The 23,224-nt window shown below is 62.1% G+C and carries 17 protein-coding genes; 14 read left to right on the top strand and 3 right to left on the bottom strand.

Going from position 1 to position 23,224, the window contains the following annotated elements; all coding sequences use genetic code 11:
• Positions 1-34 precede the first annotated feature (34 nt).
• From ACBG85_RS26660 to ACBG85_RS26650, 3 genes are all read left to right on the top strand, one after another.
• Complete coding sequence (locus ACBG85_RS26660) at positions 35-787, top strand: IclR family transcriptional regulator (RefSeq protein WP_003943227.1); 753 nt, start codon at positions 35-37, stop codon at positions 785-787.
• A 98-nt stretch (positions 788-885) separates the two neighbouring features.
• Positions 886-2,076: a 4-hydroxybenzoate 3-monooxygenase gene (locus ACBG85_RS26655; protein ID WP_007730544.1), complete on the top strand. Its 1,191-nt coding sequence runs from the start codon at positions 886-888 to the stop codon at positions 2,074-2,076.
• 323 nt (positions 2,077-2,399) lie between these two features.
• Positions 2,400-3,269 (top strand): TIGR03619 family F420-dependent LLM class oxidoreductase, encoded by an 870-nt coding sequence (locus ACBG85_RS26650; protein WP_042451679.1) that lies wholly within the window; start codon positions 2,400-2,402, stop codon positions 3,267-3,269.
• Positions 3,270-3,313: 44 nt separating this feature from the next.
• Here the strand turns inward: ACBG85_RS26650 and ACBG85_RS26645 are convergent, their stop codons facing one another.
• Together ACBG85_RS26645 and ACBG85_RS26640 are read right to left on the bottom strand one after the other, a co-directional pair.
• The gene (locus ACBG85_RS26645; protein ID WP_030536107.1) at positions 3,314-4,636 is read right to left on the bottom strand and encodes a ClC family H(+)/Cl(-) exchange transporter; all 1,323 of its coding nucleotides are present in this window, start codon (positions 4,634-4,636) and stop codon (positions 3,314-3,316) included.
• A gap of 114 nt (positions 4,637-4,750) precedes the next feature.
• A complete protein-coding gene (locus tag ACBG85_RS26640) occupies positions 4,751-5,371 on the bottom strand; it encodes a LysE/ArgO family amino acid transporter (RefSeq protein WP_042451547.1) in 621 nt (206 codons plus the stop codon).
• Positions 5,372-5,446: 75 nt separating this feature from the next.
• On the opposite strand from ACBG85_RS26640, the gene ACBG85_RS26635 reads away from it, so the two are divergent.
• The 5 genes from ACBG85_RS26635 to ACBG85_RS26615 all read left to right on the top strand — a co-directional run bounded on the left by ACBG85_RS26635 (position 5,447) and on the right by ACBG85_RS26615 (position 12,649).
• Positions 5,447-6,340, top strand: coding sequence for a LysR family transcriptional regulator ArgP (locus tag ACBG85_RS26635; protein WP_116057735.1), 894 nt, complete (start codon positions 5,447-5,449; stop codon positions 6,338-6,340).
• 148 nt (positions 6,341-6,488) lie between these two features.
• Positions 6,489-7,961, top strand: coding sequence for a class I adenylate-forming enzyme family protein (locus ACBG85_RS26630; protein WP_054826947.1), 1,473 nt, complete (start codon positions 6,489-6,491; stop codon positions 7,959-7,961).
• An 85-nt stretch (positions 7,962-8,046) separates the two neighbouring features.
• Complete coding sequence (locus ACBG85_RS26625; RefSeq protein WP_064075024.1) at positions 8,047-9,894, top strand: DUF3556 domain-containing protein; 1,848 nt, start codon at positions 8,047-8,049, stop codon at positions 9,892-9,894.
• Positions 9,891-11,324 carry a phytoene desaturase family protein gene (locus tag ACBG85_RS26620; protein ID WP_372025456.1) on the top strand — a complete coding sequence of 478 codons (1,434 nt, stop codon included), beginning with the start codon at positions 9,891-9,893 and terminating at the stop codon, positions 11,322-11,324. The genes ACBG85_RS26625 and ACBG85_RS26620 overlap by 4 nt, the downstream gene beginning before the upstream one ends.
• A 35-nt stretch (positions 11,325-11,359) precedes the next feature.
• Positions 11,360-12,649 (top strand): PucR family transcriptional regulator, encoded by a 1,290-nt coding sequence (locus ACBG85_RS26615; protein WP_372027919.1) that lies wholly within the window; start codon positions 11,360-11,362, stop codon positions 12,647-12,649.
• A gap of 97 nt (positions 12,650-12,746) precedes the next feature.
• Here the strand turns inward: ACBG85_RS26615 and ACBG85_RS26610 are convergent, their stop codons facing one another.
• Complete coding sequence (locus ACBG85_RS26610; RefSeq protein ID WP_372025454.1) at positions 12,747-14,057, bottom strand: DUF222 domain-containing protein; 1,311 nt, start codon at positions 14,055-14,057, stop codon at positions 12,747-12,749.
• 116 nt (positions 14,058-14,173) lie between these two features.
• On the opposite strand from ACBG85_RS26610, the gene ACBG85_RS26605 reads away from it, so the two are divergent.
• The 6 genes from ACBG85_RS26605 to ACBG85_RS26580 are packed head-to-tail and all read left to right on the top strand — an operon-like array spanning position 14,174 to position 23,100.
• On the top strand, positions 14,174-15,481 hold the full coding sequence (locus ACBG85_RS26605; protein ID WP_030536087.1) for an SWIM zinc finger family protein: 1,308 nt from the start codon (positions 14,174-14,176) through the stop codon (positions 15,479-15,481).
• Complete coding sequence (locus ACBG85_RS26600; protein ID WP_372025452.1) at positions 15,478-16,962, top strand: DUF5691 domain-containing protein; 1,485 nt, start codon at positions 15,478-15,480, stop codon at positions 16,960-16,962. Before ACBG85_RS26605 ends, ACBG85_RS26600 begins: the two co-directional genes overlap by 4 nt.
• A 59-nt stretch (positions 16,963-17,021) precedes the next feature.
• Complete coding sequence (locus tag ACBG85_RS26595; protein ID WP_372027917.1) at positions 17,022-18,092, top strand: AAA family ATPase; 1,071 nt, start codon at positions 17,022-17,024, stop codon at positions 18,090-18,092.
• On the top strand, positions 18,089-20,275 hold the full coding sequence (locus ACBG85_RS26590) for a DUF5682 family protein (RefSeq protein ID WP_372025450.1): 2,187 nt from the start codon (positions 18,089-18,091) through the stop codon (positions 20,273-20,275). The genes ACBG85_RS26595 and ACBG85_RS26590 overlap by 4 nt, the downstream gene beginning before the upstream one ends.
• On the top strand, positions 20,272-21,435 hold the full coding sequence (locus ACBG85_RS26585) for a VWA domain-containing protein (protein WP_372025448.1): 1,164 nt from the start codon (positions 20,272-20,274) through the stop codon (positions 21,433-21,435). The genes ACBG85_RS26590 and ACBG85_RS26585 overlap by 4 nt, the downstream gene beginning before the upstream one ends.
• 42 nt (positions 21,436-21,477) lie before the next feature.
• The gene (locus ACBG85_RS26580) at positions 21,478-23,100 is read left to right on the top strand and encodes an MFS transporter (RefSeq protein ID WP_007730570.1); all 1,623 of its coding nucleotides are present in this window, start codon (positions 21,478-21,480) and stop codon (positions 23,098-23,100) included.
• Positions 23,101-23,224: the final 124 nt, after the last annotated feature.

Genomic DNA, 23,224 nt, shown 5'->3' with positions numbered 1-23,224 from the left:
ACACGTTTCGCCTGATGTCAGTCACACTGTGTGAATGGCATCAGGCGAGCGTTCGTTGATCGGCCGGGCATTTATCGTGCTCGGTGCCTTCGACGCGAAATCGCCGCGGTTGACGCAGTCGGAGATCAGTCGTCGCAGCGGCTTGCCTCTGCCCACCGTCCACCGACTGTGTGGGCAGTTGGTGGCTGAGGGCGCACTCGAGCGTCGGAGTGACGGCAAGTACCAGGTCGGAGTCCGGTTGTGGGAGATCGGCGCTCTTGCTCCCGGCGCTCACGGCCTACGGCAGGTGGCGTTGCCGTTCCTCGAGGACCTGTACGAGGTCACCCGAGAGAACGTGCAGTTGGTCGTTCGTGAGGGCACCGAGGCTCTGTACCTCGAGCGCTTGTCCTCGCGTAGCGCCGTCACCGTGGTCGGCCGTGCCGGCGGAAGATTGCCGTTGCACGCGTCCAGCGGTGGATTGATTCTCCTCGCGCACGGCGGAACCGAGCTTCTCGACGACGTCCTTCGCGCCGGCCTCGAGTCGTTCACTCCCAAAACCATTACTTCCGAGCGGATTTTGCGAGCAACTCTCGACGAGATCAGGCGCGCCGGATTCGTGGTCTGTCGTGAGTATCTGAACGTCGGAACCCTTGCCGTCGCCGCTCCTGTCCGCGAAGCCGGGGGCAGTGTCGTGGCAGCGGTCTCGACAGTTGTTCCGGTGGAGCAGGATCCGGCTCCTTTACTGCCGGCGTTGGTCGCGGCCGCCCGTGGAATATCACGCGGGCTTGGTAGCGGTGGGTTTCGATAGCTCGTTTCGGTCTTTCACTGAGTGAAATTGCAGCTGTTCAGAGGAGTGATCGTGGTCGAGGGTGGTCTCAATCGTCACTCACCTCAGGAGCTCTCTGTATGTCTTCTTCACGCACCCAGGTCGGAATCGTCGGTGGTGGTCCCGCCGGGTTGATGCTCTCGCATCTGTTGCATCTGAAGGGAATCGATTCGGTTGTCCTGGAATGCCGCACCCGCGAAGAGGTAGAAGGCACCATTCGTGCCGGCGTGCTCGAACAGAACACGGTTGATCTCATGGTCGAGACCGGACTCGGTGATCGACTGAAGCGGGAGGGCCTCGAACATCACGGAATCGAGTTGCGATTCGGTGGACGAGGGCACCGAATCGCGTTCGACGAACTGACCGACGGGCGAGCAGTGACGGTTTATCCGCAACACGAGGTGCTCAAGGATCTGATCGCGCGGCGTCTCGCTGACGGCGGGGACATTCGATTCGGAGTGTCCGACGCGCAAGTACACGATCACGAATCGGATCGCCCGAGTATCACTTTTGTCGACTCGGACGGAAATGATCAGAAGCTCGAGTGCGCCCTGGTGGCCGGTTGCGACGGTTCACGCACCGGAACGCGAAAGCTGATTCCCGAACCGTCGATCCGAACAGATCATTTCCGCCAGTATCCCTTCGCGTGGTTCGGCATCCTGGCCGAGGCGCCGCCGTCGTCCGAAGAACTGATCTATGCCAACCATGAGCGCGGGTTTGCACTGATCAGCACACGGACGCCCGAGGTACAGCGTCATTACCTTCAGGTCGATCCGGACGACTCCGTGGACAACTGGTCCGACGATCGAATCTGGGACGAGCTGCACATGCGCGTCGACGGTGAGGGGGCGGAGATCAAGGACGGCAGGATCTTTCAGAAGTCGATCCTCCAGTTCCGCAGCTTCGTGTGTGAGCCGATGCAGCACGGCAACCTGTTTCTTGCCGGGGATGCGGCGCACACCGTGCCGCCGACCGGCGCGAAGGGAATGAATCTCGCGATCGCCGACGTCTACGCACTGGCGAAGGCAATGGACGGTTTCTTCACCTCGTCCGACCGAAAGATGCTGGACGGGTACACCGAAACGGTGTTGCCGCGTGTGTGGCGGACGCAGCACTTCTCGTGGTGGATGTCGTCGATGCTCCATCGCTTGCCAGACGACAGCGGTTTCGGGCATCGCCGACAGTTGGCCGAGTTGGACATGGTCACGCGTTCCGTGGCGGGACGAACGCTGATCGCCGAGAACTACGTCGGAACTCCCTTGCATCAGTAGGCCGATTCGCAGGTTGCACGGTGCGAAATCAGGGGGAGTGGGGTGCCAGGTGTCACCAGGACCCCGAAGTTCTTGGTATGTGTCCGCCTGGCGGGAAGCCGCCGAGCCGAAGTAGCGGGAGCTTTGTAACCTCGAACACGTCCTTGTCCAACCGAGGGTGGCTGATGCTTCGACCGCACTGCGGGGGGAGTTGTCGTATGACTGGGCGTTGCAAGAAGTGACTGTTCAGGATCCACTGTCTCCCAAGCCGATCGGTGCGAACCGACTTCGAGCTCATCGAGGCACTTCAGTCGCTCCGGTCAACTGAACAGAGGGATCTTCCGATGAAGTTCAGCCTCGCCGTGGCGATGATTCCCCTCTCTCAACTCGTTGCACTTGCGAAAGTGGCCGAAGAATGCGGCTTTTCTTCGATCACGATGCCCGACTCACTGTTCTTTCCCGAGCGGGGCGCTACCGGGTATCCGTATACCGCTGACGGTGTGCGGATGTGGGACGCGAAGACACCATTTGTAGACCCCATGATTGCCGCGGCCTTCATGGGGCCCGGAACGTCGAAGATTCGCTTTTATCCGCAGGTGCTCGAGCTCAGCTCACGCAATCCTCTGCTGCTGGCAAGCCAGGTGGGGTCGGTCGCGAATCTGACAGGAGGCCGCTTCGGTCTCGGGGTCGGTGTGGGCTGGGCGCCAGAGGAATTCGAGTGGTGCGGCGCTTCCCCCAAGGATCGAGGCCCGCGAGTCGACGAGATGCTCGAGGTACTGCGACTGGTTCTAGGCGGCGGCATGGTCGAACATCACGGCAAGTTCTTCGACTTCGACAGGCTGCAGATGAGCCCGGCGCCGGTCGATCCCGTCCCCATCTACATCGGAGGACATTCCGCGGCCGCATTGCGCCGTGCAGCGCGAGTGGGTGACGGTTGGACCTCGGCTACAGTCTCTTTCGCTGATCTGCAAGCTCTCATCGCGAGGATCGGCGTCCTGCGGGTCGAGTACGGGCGCGCCGAGTCCCCGTTCGAAATTCAGGCCGTCTGCGCCGATCGCTTCGGTCTCGACGGCTCCCTGGAACTGGCCGATAGCGGAGTGACGGAATCGATCGTCATTCCTTGGGCCATGTACGGCCTCGGGTTCGACTGCGACCTGGAAGCGAAGAAAGATGCGGTACGCAGGTTCTCCGAGGAAGTCATCTGCAAATTCTGAAATTCACGTAGCGCACCCGTGCTGCAATGACCCGTGTGCGGGGATCAATCCGTATGCGGGCGTTGCGGCTCCAACATCCGTTCGCGCAGACTGTCGTAGATAGGTGCCGACCCTGCCGACGTGGTGACGAATACCGCTGCCGCAGTGGCAGCGAGCATCGGGACCAGCGTCGACGTCACCGCGGTCATTTCGACCACGATCACGATGCCGGTGAACGGTGCGCGTACTACGGCGCCGAAGAAGGCCGCCATACCGACGGTGGCCATGGTGACCGTGAGCCCGGCGTCCACTCCGGGCACGAAGCTCGACAGTCCGGTGAAGATCGACCCCCAGAGCGCGCCGAGAGCGAGTAAGGGAGCGAACAGTCCGCCGGGAGTTCCAGCGGCATACGAGAGCGGGCCGGTGAAGAACCGAACCACCAAGTACAGCAGCAGGATCGGCAGTACGAAGGTCCTTCCGCCGACGATCATCTGTGCAAGAACGTCGCCGCCCCCACTGGCCAACGGGTCGAGGAACAGCGTCAGGCCGATGACGGCGCCGATCGTTGCGCCGATGACAGTCGGTGGGATCTTGTCGAGCCGTGCCACGATGTCGAGTAGTCCTAGAATCAGGCGGTTGTACGCAATACCCAGTAGCCCCGTGAGGATTCCGAAGACGACGAACAGTGGCAAGAATGCGAGTTGCGGTGTCGGGACGGTGCCGACCTCGAAATCGGGTTGATCACCGATGACGATCCGTGCACAGCCCACTGCCACTGAAACACCGAAAAGCGTTGGCAGCACGGTGCGCAGCCGGAACGAGTGCGTCACCTCCTCGCAGACGAACAGTGCCCCCGCGATCGGCGCGTTGAATGCGACAGCGAGACCTGCTCCGGCCGCGGATGTTTGCAGCATGGCGACGTCGGGTTCGGTGAGGCGGGCTCGCCGTCCCGCTTCTGCTCCGATCGCCGCACCCATGTGTACGGTGGGGCCTTCACGACCGAGAACCAGACCGGAGCCGATCGCCAAGAGGCCGCCGATGAATCTGGCGGGCACGAGATTGATTCCCGGCGGTTTCGCTTCACCGCGGGACACCGCCTCGACGTGCTGGATGCCGCTTCCCTTTGCGAGGGGCACTCGTCTGACGATCAGTACGGCAAGTACGGTGCACAGGGCCACCAGGAGGACCGGCACGAGCCACCCGACGTAAGGAACGTGATGCGCCCAGTTCACGATCGCCTGACGAAGTTCGTCGGCCCTGATCAGACACCAACGGAACGCGCCGCCGACAAATCCGACCCCGACGCCGGCGACCGCAGCGAGTAGACACAGCAAACCCAGTCCGCGGTTGGAGTCACGCGGTTCGGTGCCGCCATCGTCCTCGGTCATCGTGATCAGCCCTACCTGATGGTCACAACTCGCGACAGGTGAATTGAGCTTCCTCACCTTGGACGGTAACCCATCGCGCTACCCGCAGGGTCGGATCGAGGTTGTGCAGCCTGGTCACAATTCGACAAGCAGGCTGATTCCGAGAACCGCCATCATCACGGCGATCAGAGCATCGAGAACCCGCCAGGCGTTGGGTTTCGCAAAAAGCGGCGTCAGCAGACGTGCGCCGTAACCGAGGGCGCCGAACCAGACCACACTTGCCGTGATGGCACCGGCGGCAAACCACCAACGTCCGATCTCGCCGCGACCGTTGGCGATGGAACCCATGAGCACCACGGTGTCGAGGTACACGTGTGGATTGAGCCAGGTGAGAGCCAATGCCATCGTGACGGCGGCAAGCCTCGACCCGTTGCCATGTCGATCCGGCGCCAACGTCTGGGGGTGAAGTGCCCGCTTGGCGGCGAAGAGCGCATAGCTGAGGAGGAAAACGGCGCCGGCGATACGAACGAACGTGATCATCGACGGTGCGTGTTCGAGGAGGGTCCCGATTCCGCTGACGCCCGCGAGGATCAGAATTGCGTCTGACAACGCGCACACTGCGACGATCGGGAGTACGTGTGATCGCGTCAGGCCTTGACGAAGAACAAACGCATTCTGGGCGCCGATTGCGACGATCAAAGACAGTCCGACCCCGAAACCGACGAGGGCCGACGCAGGGTCGTTGGTGCTGAGCATGTCGTCGAGCCTGCCGCTCGGATTTCAGTCAGTCCAGCTAATGATTCTTAGGATGCATCAGAGTAGCTTCAGATTATGTTGGATTTCGAGCAACTGAGGGCATTGCACGCCGCGGTCGACGAGGGAACCTTCGAGGCGGCGGCGCGGAAGTTACACATCACGCCTTCGGCGGTCAGCCAACGAATCAAAGGTCTCGAGACCTCGGTTGGCCGGATCCTGGTGCAGCGCACCAAACCCATCCGGGTCACCGATTCGGGGAGAGAAGTCCTGCGTCTTGCCCGTCAGATAGACGCACTGTCGCGTGACACCGTGCGAGAACTCGGCCTTGAAAATGGTTCAGGGATGTTTGCACGCGTCTCGATCGCGGTCAATGCCGATTCGCTGTCCACCTGGGTTCTCGGGGCCCTCGCGGAGTTCACGCAAGAAGTCAGTTTCGATTTTCATCTCGACGATCAAGACCACACCACTGAACTACTGCGCGACGGTTCGGTCATGGCTGCCGTCACCTCTGTTGCGTCACCGATTCAAGGGTGTACCTCCAGCCGTTTGGGCATCATGCGGTATCGGCCGATGGCGAGTGCGGAGTTCTGCCGTCGTTGGTTCGCAGACGGTGTCACGGCCGAATCCCTTTCGGAGGCGCCGCTGGTTGTGTTCAATCGCAAGGATCTACTGCAGGATCGCTACCTCGATCAAAAGGTCGGCCACCCCGCCGATCCGCCCCGTCATCTTGTTCCTTCATCGGCAGACTTCGCGGACGCCGTCAGGCGGGGATACGGCTGGGGATTGATACCGGACCTGCAGCGCGGCGACGACGATCGCTCCGGCGTGCTGATCGGATTCGATCCGGACTTCGTGGACGACGTTCCGCTGTACTGGCAGCAGTGGAAACTGTCGTCACCTGTCTTGCGCCGGATCTCCGAGGTGGTGACCAGACGCGCCCACGAGGTGTTGCATCAGCCGTCGAGCTGATGTGCACCGCACGGGCGGTGTTGTGCTCAGGCGCTGTTGTGCTCAGGGAACAAAGAACCTGGACAAGTTGATCCCCTGGGACCGTTTCTTCGGCCGCAGGACGCCGATAGTGTTTTGAGTCACACACGAATGAAAGGTGCTGACTCTCGTGGCGAACATCGGATATCTGGCTTGGGATCTTGCAGAGAAGTACGGGCAGAAGCCGTGCTTGCGGGACGACCACGTCGAACTCACGTATGAAGAGTTCGCAGATCGCACGGAAGCTGTTGCCGCGCAATTGGCCGGACTCGGAATCGGCCTCGGTGACGTGGTGGCGATCATGCTGCCCAATCGCGTCGAGTTGCTGATCGCGATCATGGCTGCCTGGCGCATCGGTGCTGCCGCTACACCCATCAATCCGATGTTCACCGCGAACGAAGCGGACTACCAGATCGCGGACTCCGGGGCCGAGTTGGTCATCACCGCCACTGCCGACGCACCCTCGGGCGGCCGCGCAGTGTTGGCTGTCGAGGATCTGGCGACAGTGCCGCCGACCGATCCCCGACCCGGAATCGATGTTGCAGCAGACGATCTGGCGTTGCTCATCTACACCAGCGGCTCCACCGGACGGCCCAAGGGAGTGATGCTGACTCATGCCAACCTGCAGTTCATGGCTTCGTCGATGGGCAAGAACATCGGTGTTACCGGCGCGGATCACTGCCTGCTGATTCTGCCGCTGTTCCATGTCAACGCGATCTGCGTCAGCGTCTTGACGCCCTTACTTGTCGGCGGACAGGTGAGTGTCACCGGGAAGTTCTCGGTTTCGAGATTCTTCGACGACGTCGCGCGGCTTCGCCCCACGTATTTCTCGGCGGTGCCGGCAATCTACGCGATGCTGACCTCACAGCCGGAAGACCCTTCGATCGACACGTCGTCCTTGAGGTTTGCCGTGTGCGGTGCGGCGCCGATCAGCAAGGAACTCCTCGAACGCGCTGAGCAGCGTTTCGGTTTCGTGATCGTGGAAGGTTACGGACTCACCGAGGGGACCTGTGCGTCGGCCTGCAATCCTGTGGACGGCGTGCGCAAACTCGGTACGGTCGGCCCGGCGTTGCCCGGCCAGCAGATTTCCATTCTTGCCGAGGACGGAACCTTTGCGCCCGCCGGGACTGCCGGAGAGGTGGTCATCAAGGGTGGCAACGTGATGCGTGGCTATCTGGGTAAGCCGGAGGAAACTGCGAAGACCGTCAAGGATGGTTGGTTGCATACCGGTGACGTCGGAGTCCTCGACGAGGACGGCTACCTGACCCTGGTCGATCGCATCAAGGACATGATCATCCGTGGGGGAGAGAACATCTACCCCAAGGAGATCGAAAATTCGCTCGCTACACATCCTTCCGTGCTCGAGGCAGCCGTCATCGGCGCTCCGCACCAGGTCTACGGAGAGGTGCCAGTTGCCTATGTCGTTGCCTACCCCGATGCACCCGTCACCGAAGACGAACTGCTCGAACATGTCACGGCCTTGCTCACCCGAGTAAAGGTGCCAGTGGCGATCTACGTCGTCGATGCGCTTCCCCGAAACCCGGTGGGCAAGATCGACAAACCTGGAATGAGACGAGCTTTGAGCGCAACTCCCGCTCACTAGTCACTTCCCCGTAATACCAGCACAGCTCGACGACGTCCGTCGAGTCGATCCGTCATGCCCACATTCCGTATTTCAGGAGCACATCATGGGATTCAAAGAAGGAAACTTCCCTCCCGTCGATCCGGCAACGTTCATGGACAAGCCGTTTCTCGAGCGTCTGCGTGACATGTCCACGCACTGGGTGGATTACGGCTTCGGTACGCCGAAGATGGTCCACACCGTCTACATCATGAAACTGTTGTTCCTCTACCTGGCAGCTGGAACAGCCGTTGCCACTTTGACTTCCGGCCTCTCGTGGTTCGACATCGGATCGTGGTGGAACCAGCCGATCGTCTACCAGAAACTCATCATCTGGACGATGATGCTCGAGATGCTGGGCTTGGCAGGATCCTGGGGACCGCTCGCCGGCCACTTCAAGCCGATGACCGGTGGAGTTCTCTACTGGCTCCGCCCCGGCACGATTCGTCTGCCACCGTGGCCGGGCAAAGTGCCGCTCACCTCGGGTGACACCCGCACGGTGTTCGACGTCTTCATCTATGCCGCCGCAGTCGCCAATCTCCTTGTTGCCGCTGTTCTCCCCGGTGTTCACACCACAGGAATCGATTCGGCAATCGCTGACAATGCCGGACTGGTGCGCCCGACGGTCTTGTACTCCTTCCTGGTACTCATGGTGATTCTCGGGTTGCGGGACAAGGTGCCCTTCATCGCTGCCCGTAGTGAGCAGTACCTGCCGGCGATCTTCTTCTTCACATTCCTGCCGTTCGTCGACATGATCCTGGCGCTCAAACTGCTGATCGTCATGGTGTGGATCGGTGCCGGTGTCTCGAAGTTCGGTCGCCATTTCTCGCTGGTGGTTCCTCCGATGCTCAGCAATACCCCGTGGATCCCGTCGAAGAAGATCAAGCGCGCCCACTACCGGAATTTCCCGGAGGATCTGCGGCCTTCACACCTGGGCGGCGGCGTCGCACACGTGGCCGGAACGATGGTCGAAATCGTCACCCCGTTGATACTGCTGTTCTCGACGAACAAGACCCTCACGATCCTCGCCGTGATCCTCATGGTCGGATTCCATCTGTTCATCGCGTCGACCTTCCCGCTTGCCGTCCCACTCGAATGGAATCTTCTGTTCGCCTACGCCTCGGTCTTCCTGTTCCTGGGATTCCCGGCATGGGACGGCTACGGACTCGGCGCCATGTCCTCACCGTGGATTACCGCGGGAATTGTTGCAGCCCTTGCCTTCTTCCCCATTCTCGGAAACCTTCGACCCGATCTGGTGTCCTTCCTGCCGTCGATGCGTCAGTACGCCGGCAACTGGGCATCCGCGACGTGGGCATTCGCGCCGGGCGCTGAAGCCAAGATCGACCAGTTCATCAAGCGTCCGTCGCCGGATACGCGCAATCAGTTGATGACGATGTACCCCGAAGATGTGTCCGATGTCGTTCTGCATCAGCTGTTGGGCTGGCGTTCCATGCACAGCCAGGGGCGTGCGCTGTTCTCTCTGATGATCAGGCACCTCGGCGACGACATCAACACGTACTCACTGCGGGAAGCAGAGTTCATGTGCAACTCCATCGTCGCCTTCAACTTCGGTGACGGGCACCTGCACGACGCGAAGTTGATCGCAGCCATTCAGCGTCGCTGCAATTTCGCACCCGGTGAGTTCCTGGTGACCTGGATCGAATCGCAGCCCATCCACAAGGGAACGCAGGAGTACCAGGTGATCGATGCCGCTCTCGGTGTCATCGAACGAGGTACTTTCAAGGTCGCCGACGCAGTCGCCGAACAGCCGTGGTTGCCGAACGGGCCCATTCCGTTCGACGTTCAGTGGACACTGGACGTACGGGCCGACCGCGCGGCAACGGATCCGCAGGTTGTCTCCGAACCGAAGATGCGTACGAGGGTCAGCGGTAGCGAGCAAGAGGTGAGTAAGTGACAAAGGCCGTAGTCGTCGGCAGCGGGCCCAATGGGCTCGCTGCCGCGGTACACCTCGCACGTAGCGGTGTGGACGTGCAGGTGCTCGAGGCTGCCGACCAGATCGGCGGAGGCACCCGCTCCGGTCCGATCGACGTGCCGGGGTTGATCCATGATCACTGCTCGGCGTTTCACCCGATGGGTATCGGCTCGCCGTACCTGTCCAAGCTGGACCTCGAGCGATACGGGCTGATCTGGAGATGGGCAGAGGTGGACTGCGCGCATCCGCTCGACAACGGGGACGCCGGGGTTCTGTACCGCTCTCTGGAGCAGACGGCTGCGGGACTCGGCGCTGACGGGCCTCGATGGCAACGCATGTTCGCTGACTTGTCGACCGGGTTCGATGCGCTGGCGTCCGACCTGATGCGCCCGATCGTCAATGTTCCGCACCATCCGCTGCGGCTCGCAGCTTTCGGTCCGCGAGCGCTGCTTCCGGCAACGGTGACCGCCAAACTGTGGAAGACGGACAAGGGGAAGGCGCTGTTCGGCGGGGTTGCCGCACACGCCTTCTATCCACTCAACCGTCCGGCCACCTCGGCGGTGGGATTGATGATCACTGCTGCTGGTCACCGCTACGGTTGGCCGGTTGCCGAGGGAGGTTCGCGGTCGATCACCGACGCGATGGCTGCGATGCTCCTCGATCACGGCGGCAAGATCGACACCGGCGTTCGGGTTCGTACGGCCTCCGAGATTCCGGACGCCGATGTTGTTCTGCTGGATGTCAATCCGGGGGGTGCGCTCGAAATTCTGGGCGATCGACTCCCTGGCCGAGTGGCGAGGGCCTATCGAAAGTTCAAGCAGGCTCCCGGAGCATTCAAGGTCGATTTTGCGATCGAAGGTCATGTGCCGTGGACCAATCCGGACTGTGCTCGGGCCGGAACTGTCCATCTGGCAGGTGGTTTCGACGAAATCGTGGCCGCTGAGCGTGAGACGAATTCAGGCCGCATGCCGGACCGACCGTTCGTGCTGCTAGGTCAGCAATACCTGGCTGATCCCACCCGATCTGCCGGGAACATTCATCCGCTGTATGCCTATGCGCACGTGCCTCACGGTTACGCCGGCGACGCTACGGAGGCGATCATCCGTCAGATCGAGAGGTTTGCGCCAGGATTCCGGGAGCAGATCGTCGCGACGTCGAGCAGTGGTACAGCTGACCTGGCAGAGGACAATCCGAATCAGGTAGGCGGCGACATCATCGGAGGTGCCAACACCGAACTGCAGGTTGTCTTGCGTCCTCGCGTCGCAGTCGATCCGTACAGCACGGGGATCGCGGGCACTTACCTGTGCTCGGCCTCGACCCCGCCGGGTGCCGGAGCACATGGAATGTGCGGGTACAACGCAGCCGAATCGGCTCTGAAGTACCTGCGACGAAAGGGTGCGGAAGTTCTGTGAGTAGTCCATCGCACAAGGAGCGAGGCGCCGGTGCGATGCGGCGCCTCGCCCGAGTGCCTGCAGCCGCGGAGCCGGAAGTGCTTGCGGTGGTTGCCGAGTTGGCGCGACGACTCGACGAGCGCAGCGCCGACATCGCGCGTGAGATGGCCTTCATGATGGCTCACGAAATCGACCAATTGGATGCAGACGCCAAATTGCTCGAAATGCTCGAGGCCAGCGTGCAGGGAAACATCACGACGATCATCCACGTATTGGCCAACGACATTCCGATCGATCATCTCCAACCCACCACTGCTGCAGTGGAATACGCTCTGCGTCTGGCGCAGCGGGATGTCCCGTCCAACTCCCTTGTCCGGGCCTATCACATGGGCCAAGGCGATCTGATGCGGATCTGTCACGACGAGATCAGCACACTGGATATTCCGGCGCGACTCACTTTGGCTGTCCTGAAACACACTTCGGACGTGGTCTACAGCTACATCGACTGGATCACGCTCTACGTCTTCGACGCGTACGAGCGGGAACGCAGTCGATGGATGGCAGCGCAGGGAAACCTCCATTCGGCCGCAATCCACGCCCTCCTGTCGGGCGCCAACGCAGATACCGCTGCTTTCGAAGCGGAGACCGGGTACCGCCTCGGTCAGAACCACGTCGCCCTGGTGGTCTGGTCGACGTGGGATGCCGACGTCATGGGCATCAATACGCTGGACCGACTCGTACGTGATCTCGGCGCAGCGGCGGGAGCGGACAAGCCGCCGATCATCACCGCCATCGATCGGCGCACGGTGTGGGCGTGGCTGCCGTTCGGTCGCCGGGTGCCTGCGCCGGATCCGGAGGTTCTCGCGGCGGCAGTGCCGTTGGACGGCGGGGCGCGGGTGGCAATCGGACTGCCGGGGTCAGGGGTCGACGGTTTCAAACGGTCCCACGAACAGGCAACCGCCGCCTATTCGGTTGCTGCCGTCCCGGATACACCGCAGCGACCTGTGGTGAGCTTCGGAGACCGCGGCGTCGCTGTGGTTTCACTTCTGTCCGAGAACATCGATTCGACGAAGTCATGGGTCTGGGAGGTGCTTGGCCCGTTGGCGGAAGATACGCCCTCTGCTGCATCCTTGCGGACGACGTTGAGTGTGTACTTTGCACATGGTGAAAGTCATCTGCACACTGCCAATCACATGAATCTGCACCGGAATACGGTGAAGTATCGCATCAACAAGGCGCTCGGCGATCCAGTTGCTGCCGGCCGAGACAAGTTGGATCTTGCTCTGGCCCTGCAGGTTTGTGAGTTGTTGAGTAGATCGGTCTTGCGCCCGGCCAAATCGTCGTGAGTTGTGGACGCGCCACGGCCTGTGGGCTCCGTATCGGGTTTTGATGTCCGATGCGGAGCCTGGCCGTGTTCTGTTGTCGCCAAAGAGGTTTGACCCCTCAGGTTTTGAAGGTGGTGTTCGCCGGCCTGGGTTGCTGTCCGGGGTCGATCGAGGGCGGCGGGACGAACCAGGGTTTGTTGTCGGCGCCGATTCGGATTTCCCATTTGCCGACGAACCCTGATTTCCGGTGCATCAGTCGGTGATGTGAACGGCACAGCAGGACCAGGTTGTTCATCACCGTCGGGCCGCCGTTCGCCCAGTGCCGGATATGGTGCGCATCCGTCCAGGCCGGTACACATGTGCAGCCCGGGAACGCGCAGCCCCTGTCTCGGGCGATCAACGCCACTCGCTGTTCGGGGGTGACCAATCGTTTTCCGGGTTTCGCATCGAGCGGTGCGCCGTGATCGTCGAGCAGGACGGTGGAGAGGAAGCAGTCGCAGCCGAGGAGTCTGGTCTGTGACACGGACAGTGGTCCGAGCCAGGGCATGTGCCCGACATCAAGATCGGCCAGGTCCAGAGAGTCGTCATCACCCGAATCCGAAGACTGTGCGGCACAATCCCGATGCTCCGCCAGATCCCGAGCATTGATGTGCACGTTCACATGCGGACGCTGACCACCATCGGTACCGGTTTTCGCGCAGTCCAGATACCGGCGGATCAGTTCGGTGAACCCGTCCGCGGTGCGTTTCGCCGCCGACCGGGCATCCGGCGTCCCATCCGGTGCTGGGGTCGGCATCGTCAGACTCGACAACGCCGACAGCAACATTTCACCGGTGAGGGCGTCGAAATCGCCGCGCACCACCACTCGACCGTTCAATGTCGACGCGATCCGCAGCTCATTCCGGTCGACGTCTTCGGCGGGCGGGATCTCATCGGATTCGAAGATTCGCTCCAAGGTCGCGATCACGTTCCGCACCTTCGTCGTCGTCGCCTCCACACCCGACGCAGCAGCCAACAACAAATCGATGCACTTCGGTAATGCCTCCTCCGGCATGCCTTTCGGCGGTGACTCGCAGAACGCCACGATCAACACGGCATGATCGAACGAGCAGTCCCCGCCATCGAAGCCTGCCGCCACCGCCGGAAATGGCCGCAAAGCTGCACCCAGGGCGGCGATCTTCTTCCCGTCCCGAACCTGCAGCATCGTATTCGCCGCCAACCACGCACCCACCCCGCGGCTGGCAATCACCTGATCATCCGGGCGCGTCGACAACTCGTCCACCACCGCCACTCGAACGGCTTCCAGGCGCAGAATCTCGGCACTCGCTTCGACAGCAGCAGCGCGTAACTCCGAAGCAGTCAACCGCCACAACCGTCCGCGCAACCCCACCGCAGAACCAGACACCACATCCGACAACAAGACACTCATTGAATCCCCCGATCCCCTCCCCAAATCATATTCGAATATGTGTTCGAGTCAAGGGGTCATTCACCAACGAATCGGCCTGACTCTGTGATGTCAGCGGGTTGTCATACTGTGGTCGAGTGACTTCGCCGTGGACAGCTGGGCAGGTGGCGTCGGTAGCTCCGGACGCCGCATCGCTGGCCGCTGCGCGCAAGTTGGCTGGTTCGTGGAGCCATGCCGGCAACAGGGGTCTCGCGCTCTGGGGGCTGTGTCAGGGCAGCGGCTCGAAGCCGTATCAAGCAGTGGTCGACCTGCGGGGCCCTGCATACAAGTGCTCGTGCCCCAGTCGAAAGTTTCCGTGCAAACATGCTCTGGGGCTGTTGGTGGAATGGTCGGAAGGGCGTGTGCCGTCGGCGGACGAGCCCGCCGACTTCGCGGCAGAGTGGTTGTTGCGCCGCGAGGAGAAGGCCGAGACCCGCGGCGAAAGGGCTGAGACCGGCGACGAGGCTCCCAAGAGGGCTCCCGACCCGGCGACAGCGCAGAAGCGCGCCGACCGCGTTGCGAGCGGTCTCGTCGAATTGGACCTGTGGATCACCGATCAGATTCGCAGTGGTCTGGCAGCGATGGACACATCCTGGGCGGGCTTCGACGCAGTAGCTGCTCGAATGGTGGATGCTCAGGCGCCTGGTGTCGCAGGCACACTTCGAGCCTTGGCGGGCACCGTTGCGTCTACCGAGAACTGGCCCGAGAAAGTCCTCGACGAGTTGGCTCGGTTGCACCTGCTGGTTGCTGCGCATCAGAAGCTGTCCGAGTTGCCGGAAGATCTTGCCTATTCGGTGAAAGCACACGTCGGCTATCCGGTCTCAACCGAGAGTGTGATGGAATCGATTCCGGTGAAAGAGAACTGGATGATTCTCGGTTCCGGGATCACCGAGGAGAAGCGACTGTTCACCCGAACGGTGTGGATGCTCGGCAGGAATTCGAAGCGGTGGGCCATGCTGCTCGACTTCTCCCACGGGTCGGCCAATTTTGCCACCGAAACGCCGCCAGTCGGGTTTCTGCTCAACGCCGATGTTCATTTCTATCCTGGTGCCGCGGCATTGCGGGCGCGGATAGGGGTCACGCACGGAGAACCGGAGCCCTTCACAACCATGCCGTTCGGAAGCATCGACACTGCGTTGCAGCAGTTTACCGATGCCCTCGCCGCGGATCCATGGTTGCGCTCGTGGCCGGCAGTGATCAGTTCGGTGGTCCCGTCGTTCGTCGACGGATCATGGTTTGTCGTCGACGAATCGGGCACAGCGCTTCGGGCAGAGGGTGATTCGGATCTTCTGTGGAAGTTGCTCGGCATTTCCGGCGGTTACCCGGTCACAGTCTGCGGAACGTGGAACGCGCTGGCTCTTACTCCGATCTCGGTTTTCACGGGAGGGCAGGTGATCGTGCTGTGAGTACATTGATCTCAGCGGCGCTCCTTGGGACAGCCAGAACAGCAACAACATTCGAGGAGCTGCCGACTGAAGTGCGTGGCTACGCTCGCGAACTCGACGGCGATCCTGCCGAGATGCTTCTCGCAGGAGTAGCGTTGGAGAGGGCGTACCGCCGTGGTGGTGCGGGCTCCACCACGGCGGCGGTGCCGACACCTGCGCCAGACGATGTTCGATTCACGCTGCCGGAATCCTCATCGGCGCATCTGCTGTCGATGCTCGCGGCCAAGGCGACCTTGCTCGACGAATGGTTCGCAGTCGCGTTGGAGCACAATTACCGTGCGCCTGATCATCTGGTCGCCGAGTTGCTTTCTTTCGCACGTGCAAGTGAAGCTCACCGGGAGAGCATCCTGCAGATTGTCGGCGAGCGTGGTCGATGGCTTGCCGCGCAAAACCCCGAGTGGAGCAAACTCGTCCGAACCAGGGATGCCAACCCGGACGTGTGGCGTCACGGAAGTTCGTCGCAGCGCACACAGTGGCTGATAGACACTCGTCGAACAGATCCCGCGCTGGCGCTGGCCGAACTCCGAAAGTCCTGGGGCACCGAGCGGGGCGAACAGAAGGCTGCCTTCGTCGCGGCGCTGGCAAACGGACTGAGTGCGGATGATCAACCATTGTTGGAGGAAGCCCTCGACGACCGTCGCAAGGACGTGCGACGCGCGGCAGTGGAAGTACTCGGACAACTCCCCGAATCGGAGTTCGGGGAGAGAATGGCTGCTCGGGTTCGGAAATGGGTGCGGGTGGAACGGAAACTCGTTCGGTCCACGCTCGTCATCGTCCCGCCTGAGGAAGTCGATTCAGCGGCGAGGCGAGACGGCATCGAAGACCGGCCGAATCCACACACCGACTATCGTGCCGAGTATGTGCGTCAGGCGATCAGTTCTGCGCCGTTGTCTCTGTGGAACAACATGATCGGTGGACCAGGCAAGGCCTTGGGGATGAGCGTTGACGAAGGCTGGGAGCCGATCTTTCACGACGCGTGGTCCACCGCCGCGGTCGCGCAGAACAATACGGAATGGGCGCTGGAACTCTTTCGTATGCGCGGCACCGCCACCGATCGACGCGTGCTCCCGTTGGTGCCGGCCAAGGCGCTGGCTGATCTGTTGAGGTCCGGAAACGGCGACGCCAATGTTCTGCACCCCGGCCGGGCAGCGATCTACGACGCTCTGCGAGGTCCATGGCCCGAGGACATCACCCGGGCAGTGGTGGCCCAGTGGGAACGAGTTGCGGCCAGACGTGCCGACGGAGGCGCCAAGGCCGGCGAATTCTCACGCTACAAGTACGTCGCATCGCTGCGCCTGGCCGAGACTCGATTTCCTTACAGCGCAGTAACTTTGCTGGAGCGTGCTGCGGAACGTGCACGTGACCCGGACTGGCGGCAGACCTTCGCCAGAACTGCCAGTGCCATCACCCACCGCAAGACTCTGCTCGAGGAGCTCAAGTGACTGACAGCGTAACCGTGCCCACCACGGAACCGGAAAAGCTCGCGCAACCGGCAAAGCTGATGCGGCCCCACGCAGAGCAGGAGTACGCGCTCGAACTCGAAGCACTGGCCGCGCAGGACACCCGTCCGCGTCCACCGTCGTGGAACTTGTCGCCCTGGGCCGTGGTGACGTATCTGTTGGGTGGCACTCTCGACGACGGAACAGTCATTTCACCGAAGTACGTCGGTCCACGACGGTTGATGGAAGTGGCCGTCGCAACTCTTGCCACCGACCGGGCGCTACTGCTGTTGGGGGTTCCCGGTACGGCCAAGACCTGGGTCTCCGAACACCTTTCGGCCGCAATCTCGGGTGCGTCGACGCTCCTGGTTCAAGGCACGTCGGGCACGCCCGAGGAAGCTATCCGCTACGGCTGGAACTACGCACGTCTTCTCTCCGAGGGGCCGACCGCCGGTGCGCTTGTGCCTTCTCCCGTGATGACGGCGATGGAAACCGGGAAGATCGCCCGCGTCGAAGAGTTGACGCGTATCCCGGCCGACGTGCAGGACGCTCTCATCACCATTCTCTCCGAGAAGACGTTGCCGGTGCCGGAACTGGGCATCGAGGTGCAGGCAGCCAAGGGCTTCAATCTGATCGCTACCGCCAACGATCGCGATCGCGGTGTCAACGATCTGTCGTCCGCACTGCGTCGACGGTTCAATACCGTAGTCCTCCCGTTGCCGGCCAGCGAGGAAGACGAGGTGGCCATCGTGGCACGTCGAGTCGAACAGCTGGGCGCAGCACTGGAATTGCCGACAACCCCCGCTGCAGCCGAGGAAATTCGCCGGGTCGTCACCGTGTTCCGGGAACTGCGATCAGGCGCGACCACCGACGGCCGCACCAAGTTGAAGTCCCCGTCCGGAACTCTGTCGACGGCGGAGGCGATCTCGGTGGTCACCAACGGTTTGGCGTTGTCTGCGCATTTCGGGGACGGCGTACTGCGGGCATCCGACGTCGCTGCCGGAATCCTGGGTTCGGTGATCAAGGATCCGGTCGCAGACAAGGTGGTGTGGAACGAGTACCTCGAGGCAGTAGTGCGTGAACGCGGCGAGTGGTCCGACTTCTACCGGGCGTGCCGCGAGGTCACCGGGTGACCATCGTGATTCCGGACCTGCGTGTCCGGGTCTTCGGTATCCGTCACCACGGCCCGGGATCTGCTCGTTCGGTTCGGCAGGGTCTGGAGGAGTTCTCGCCTGACGTCGTCCTGATCGAAGGGCCTTCGGACGCAGACCCGTTGGTGATGCTGGCGGCGTCGGAATCGATTAAACCGCCGATTGCGTTGCTCGCGTACGCCACTGGCGAGCCGTCGAAGGCGGCCTTCTGGCCGTTTGCGGTGTTCTCACCCGAATGGCAAGCGCTGCAGTGGGCTGCGAAGAACGGTGTGCAGGCACGGTTCTGCGATCTGCCCGCCTTCAACGTGTTGGCGGATCAGGGGATTCGTACTGTCCGCGAGGGCGATCCTCTGTCGGAACTGGCCGCGGCCGCGGGTTTCGACGACACCGAACGCTGGTGGGATTCGGTGATCGAATCGAGCTCGGGCGCAGATTCTTTCGATGCGATCACCGAGGCGATGGAGGCGCTGCGTGAGACAGTGCCGATCGACGAGGAGACAGCGCATCGCGAAGCGTATATGCGTCAGGTGCTGCGAAAGACATTGAAAGATGGCGCTGAGCGGGTAGCGGTCGTCTGCGGAGCCTGGCACGCGCCGGCGTTGGTCGGAGCCTTGGGGCCGGCGGCACCCGATGCTCGCATCCTCAAAGGAATGTCCAAGGTCAAGACCTCGCTGACGTGGGTTCCCTGGACTCACTCACGTCTGGCATCGGCATCGGGTTACGGCGCCGGAATTACCTCGCCGGGCTGGTATCACCACCTGTTCACCGCGAACGACAAGACGATCACGCGGTGGCTCACCAAAGTTGCGCGGGTGCTCAGGGACGAGGACCTTCCGATCTCGAGTGCTCACGTCATCGAAGCTGTCCGGTTGGCAGATACGTTGGCGGCACTGCGTTCTCGACCCTTGGCGGGATTGTCGGAGGTCACCGAGGCAACGAGGTCGGTGATGTGCGACGGGAACGACGTTCTTCTGGATCTGATCACGCGAAGATTGGTTGTGGGCGAAGCGCTGGGCGCGGTGCCCGAAGAAACTCCGACGGTTCCGCTCGAAGCAGACCTGCGAGCACGTTCAAAGACTTTGCGGCTCAAACAACAAGCGGGAGCAAAGACTCTCGATCTGGACCTGCGACGCGACATCGACGTCGAGCGTTCCCAGTTTCTGCACCGACTGGGGATCCTCGAGATCGATTGGGGAACCCCGGCCGACAGTGAGGTCCGTTCCACCGGAACGTTCCGGGAGACTTGGGCGCTGCAATGGAAGCCCGAATTCTCGGTCTCGGTGATCGAGGCGTCGCTGTGGGGCACGACGGTGGTTGCAGCGGCAACATCACGTGTCGTCTCGAAGATCAACGAGCCGGACATCTCTCTCGCGTCACTGATCGGACTACTGGAGAACTCGCTCCTGGCGAACCTGCCGGCAGCGTTGTCCGCTGTGCTGGAAAGTGTGAAAACGGTTGCGGCACTGGATCATGACGTGTCGCACCTGATGGCGGCGCTGCCCACGCTGACGCGAACGCTGCGGTACGGCGATGTGCGCGGAACCGACGTGTCGGCATTGGTCGACGTCGCCGACAGCCTGTTGATCCGCATTTGCACCGGCCTCGCAGTCGCCGTCACAGGCCTGGACGATCCCAGTGCCGAGGAGTTTCGCGAACACCTCGACAAGGTTCACTCGGCAGTCATGGTTCGTGACGATCGCGATGCGAGCGCACGGTGGCTGCAGGCCATGGCCGGCGTGATCGACCGTGACGACGTCAACGGATTACTCGTCGGCCGGATGGTGCGGCTACTGCGCGACAGCGGTTCGATCACGGAAACCGCTGCAGCCCAGCGCTTGTCTCGGGCCCTGTCCGTGGGAAGCACGCCGACCGCCAAAGCCGGGTGGGTCGACGGGTTTCTCGGTGGAGGAGGGCTTGTGCTCGTTCACGATCGAGCGTTGCTCACGCTGATCGACACGTGGGTTCGCCAACTTCGTGAGCAGGACTTCATCGACACGCTTCCACTGCTTCGACGTACGTTCGGAGCGTTCGAGGCGGGGGAGCGTCGAGCGATCGGTCAGGCGGTCAGAGGCGGCCGACGCGTCGAAACGACAGTGGAGACCGATGCTCGACGCGGCAGAGCGGCAATGGCGGTCGTTGCGGACATCTTGGGGGTGGGCGCATGAGCGACGACGATCAGCGCCTTCGACGCTGGAGACTGATGCTCGGGGAATCCGCCGAAGAATCGACGGGTGGGCTGGGCCAACCGGGCGAGCGTCGAATGGATGCAGCTCTTGCCGCACTCTACGATTCGTCCGGCCCGACCAAGGGGCGACGCCGCTCAGCCGGATTGGGGGCGTCGGCTCCGTCCGTCGCCAGATGGCTCGGCGATATCCGGACGTACTTTCCCGGCACGGTGGTGCAGGTGATGCAGAAGGACGCGATCGACCGACTGGGTTTGGCGCAGTTGCTGCTCGAACCGGAACTGCTCGATGCCGTCGAGCCCGATGTGCATCTGGTCGGGACGCTGCTGAGCCTCAACCAGGTCATGCCGGAGGCCAGCAAGGCAACTGCTCGAATGGTCGTCGGCAAGGTGGTTCGGGAAGTCGAAGAGCGAATCGCGCAAAAAACGAAGGCCGCAGTGACCGGGGCACTCAATCGTTCGGCCAGAACGTCGAATCCGAAGTTGCGTGACATCGACTGGGACCGAACCATCCGAGCAAATCTGTCGCACTACCTTCCGGAGTATCGAACCGTCGTCCCCGAGCGGCTCGTCGGATACGGCCGCAAGTCGAAATCCGTGCAGCGCGACGTAGTCCTGGCGATCGACCAATCGGGTTCGATGGCGTCCAGCGTCGTCTACGCATCCGTGTTCGGCGCGGTGTTGGCGTCGATGCAGGCGCTGAAGACTTCGCTCGTGGTTTTCGACACTGCCGTCGTCGACCTGACGGACAAACTGTCCGACCCAGTCGACGTCCTTTTCGGGACCCAACTTGGTGGGGGCACGGACATCACCCGCGCAATCGCGTACAGCCAGTCGCTGATCTCGCGTCCTGCCGAGTCGATGTTCGTTCTGATCTCGGACCTCTACGAGGGCGGTATTCGCAACGAGATGTTGCGCCGGATGGCCGCCATGAAGAACTCCGGCGTTCAAGTCGTGGTTCTACTGGCACTCTCGGACGACGGGGCACCGTCGTTCGATCACGACAATGCAGCGTCGCTGAGTGCCCTCGGGATTCCCGCGTTTGCGTGCACGCCGGACAAGTTTCCGGAACTGCTGGCGGTGGCTCTGGAACGCGGGGACGTGTCGGCTTGGGCGGATCAGCTCAGCCTCGAACAGCACTGACCGGTCTGCTTCGAGAACCTGAACACCGGGTACACCCGCACGATGGGTGACGGACAGGTTGCTGGTTCGACGACGCAGGCGGGTTCAGGACTGGTTCTCACGGTGTTGGCATCCAGCCAATTCCTGATGACGTTGGACAGTTCGGTCATGAACGTTTCGATGGCAACCGTCGCCGAGGACGTCGGCACGAGCATCACCGGCATTCAAACCGCGATCACGCTGTACACCCTGGTCATGGCGACGCTGATGATCACGGGCAGCAAGCTGGGGTCGATGATGGGTCGTCGCCGGGCCTTCGCGCTCGGCTTGATCATCTACGGCGCAGGTTCTCTGACAACGGCGCTCGCTCCCAATCTTGCGGTCCTGCTGATCGGATGGTCGTTCCTCGAAGGCGTCGGTGCGGCACTCATCATGCCCGCGATCGTCGCGCTCGTCGCCACCAACTTTCCGGCTCAGAAGCGCCCGGCTGCCTACGGTCTGGTCGCTGCCGCCGGCGCGATGGCCGTGGCGGTCGGGCCGCTGATCGGCGGCGCCGCGACGACATTTGCGTCATGGCGTTACGTGTTCGTCGGCGAAGTCGTGATCGTTGTCCTGATCTTGCTGGTGCTCAGCAAGGTGGTCGACGTCCCACCGTCGAAGTCGCGCCTCGACTACGTCGGATCGATCTTGTCCGTGGTGGGACTGGGCATGATCGTCTTCGGTGTACTGCGCTCGAGCGAGTGGGGTTGGGTGCAGGCCAAACCCGACGGACCGCAGTTGGTCGGGCTTTCCCCGGTGGTGTGGCTGCTGATCGCCGGGCTCCTGGTCGTGTACGGATTCCTGCGCTGGGAGGGACGCCTGGCCGCTGCGGGGAAGGAGCCGTTGCTTGATCCGGCGATGCTGCGAAACCGCGAGCTCAGTGGCGGGCTGTCGATGTTCTTCGCGCAGTTTCTGGTCCAGGCGGGCGTGTTCTTCGCGGTCCCGTTGTTCTTGTCCGTAGTTCTGGAGCTCAGTGCCCTGGAGACGGGAGTTCGCATCCTGCCGTTGTCGGCGGCGCTCGTGTTGGCTGCCATCGGTATTCCTAAGCTGCGGCCTACCGCGAACCCGCGACGCGTGGTCCGAGTCGGATTGTTGGTCATGGTCGTCGGCATTCTGATGCTCGTTGCAGGCATGGACCCCGGCGCCAATGCGGCGATCGTGATGATTCCCATGCTGTTCATGGGTTTCGGCTTGGGGTGCCTGTCTTCGCAGCTCGGAGCCGTCACGGTGTCCTCGGTCCCGGACGAGCGCAGCACCGAGGTCGGCGGGTTGCAGAACACCGCCACCAACCTCGGCGCTTCCTTGGGAACTGCCCTGATCGGATCGGTTCTCATTGCCACTCTCACGACGTCGGCGATCGCCGGAATCGAAGACAATCCGGCGGTTCCGACATCGGTGCAGCAGCAAGCGAGCACCGACATGGCCTCGGGCGTGCCGTTCCTGTCGACGACGCAACTCCGATCCGCTCTCGATGACGCCGGCGTCGCCGAGTCCACGGCGGATGCGATCGTGGACGTGAACGAAGAAGCCAGGCTGGACGCGTTGCGTGTCGCTTTTGCCGTGGCAGCGCTGCTCGCAATCGCCGCGTTGTTCCCGACCGCTCGAATCCCCCGCGTCGCGGTCGGCGACAAACGTGGTTCGAGCTAAGAATCAGCAATCGCGGATCGACCTGGAGGATCGACGGAACGACCTCTGGATATAGTGATCTGCGCACAATCGATTCGTCAGATGGCTACCGTTGTGAAGGAAACAAGCAGCGAGTCTGAAACAC

Origin of the sequence: Rhodococcus sp. NyZ502 (genome assembly GCF_041464245.1) — a bacterium.
GTDB classification, from domain to species: Bacteria; Actinomycetota; Actinomycetes; order Mycobacteriales; family Mycobacteriaceae; genus Rhodococcus_F; species Rhodococcus_F qingshengii.
The sequence above is the reverse complement of the archived record's forward strand: the minus strand, read 5'-3'. Positions and strand labels throughout refer to the sequence as shown.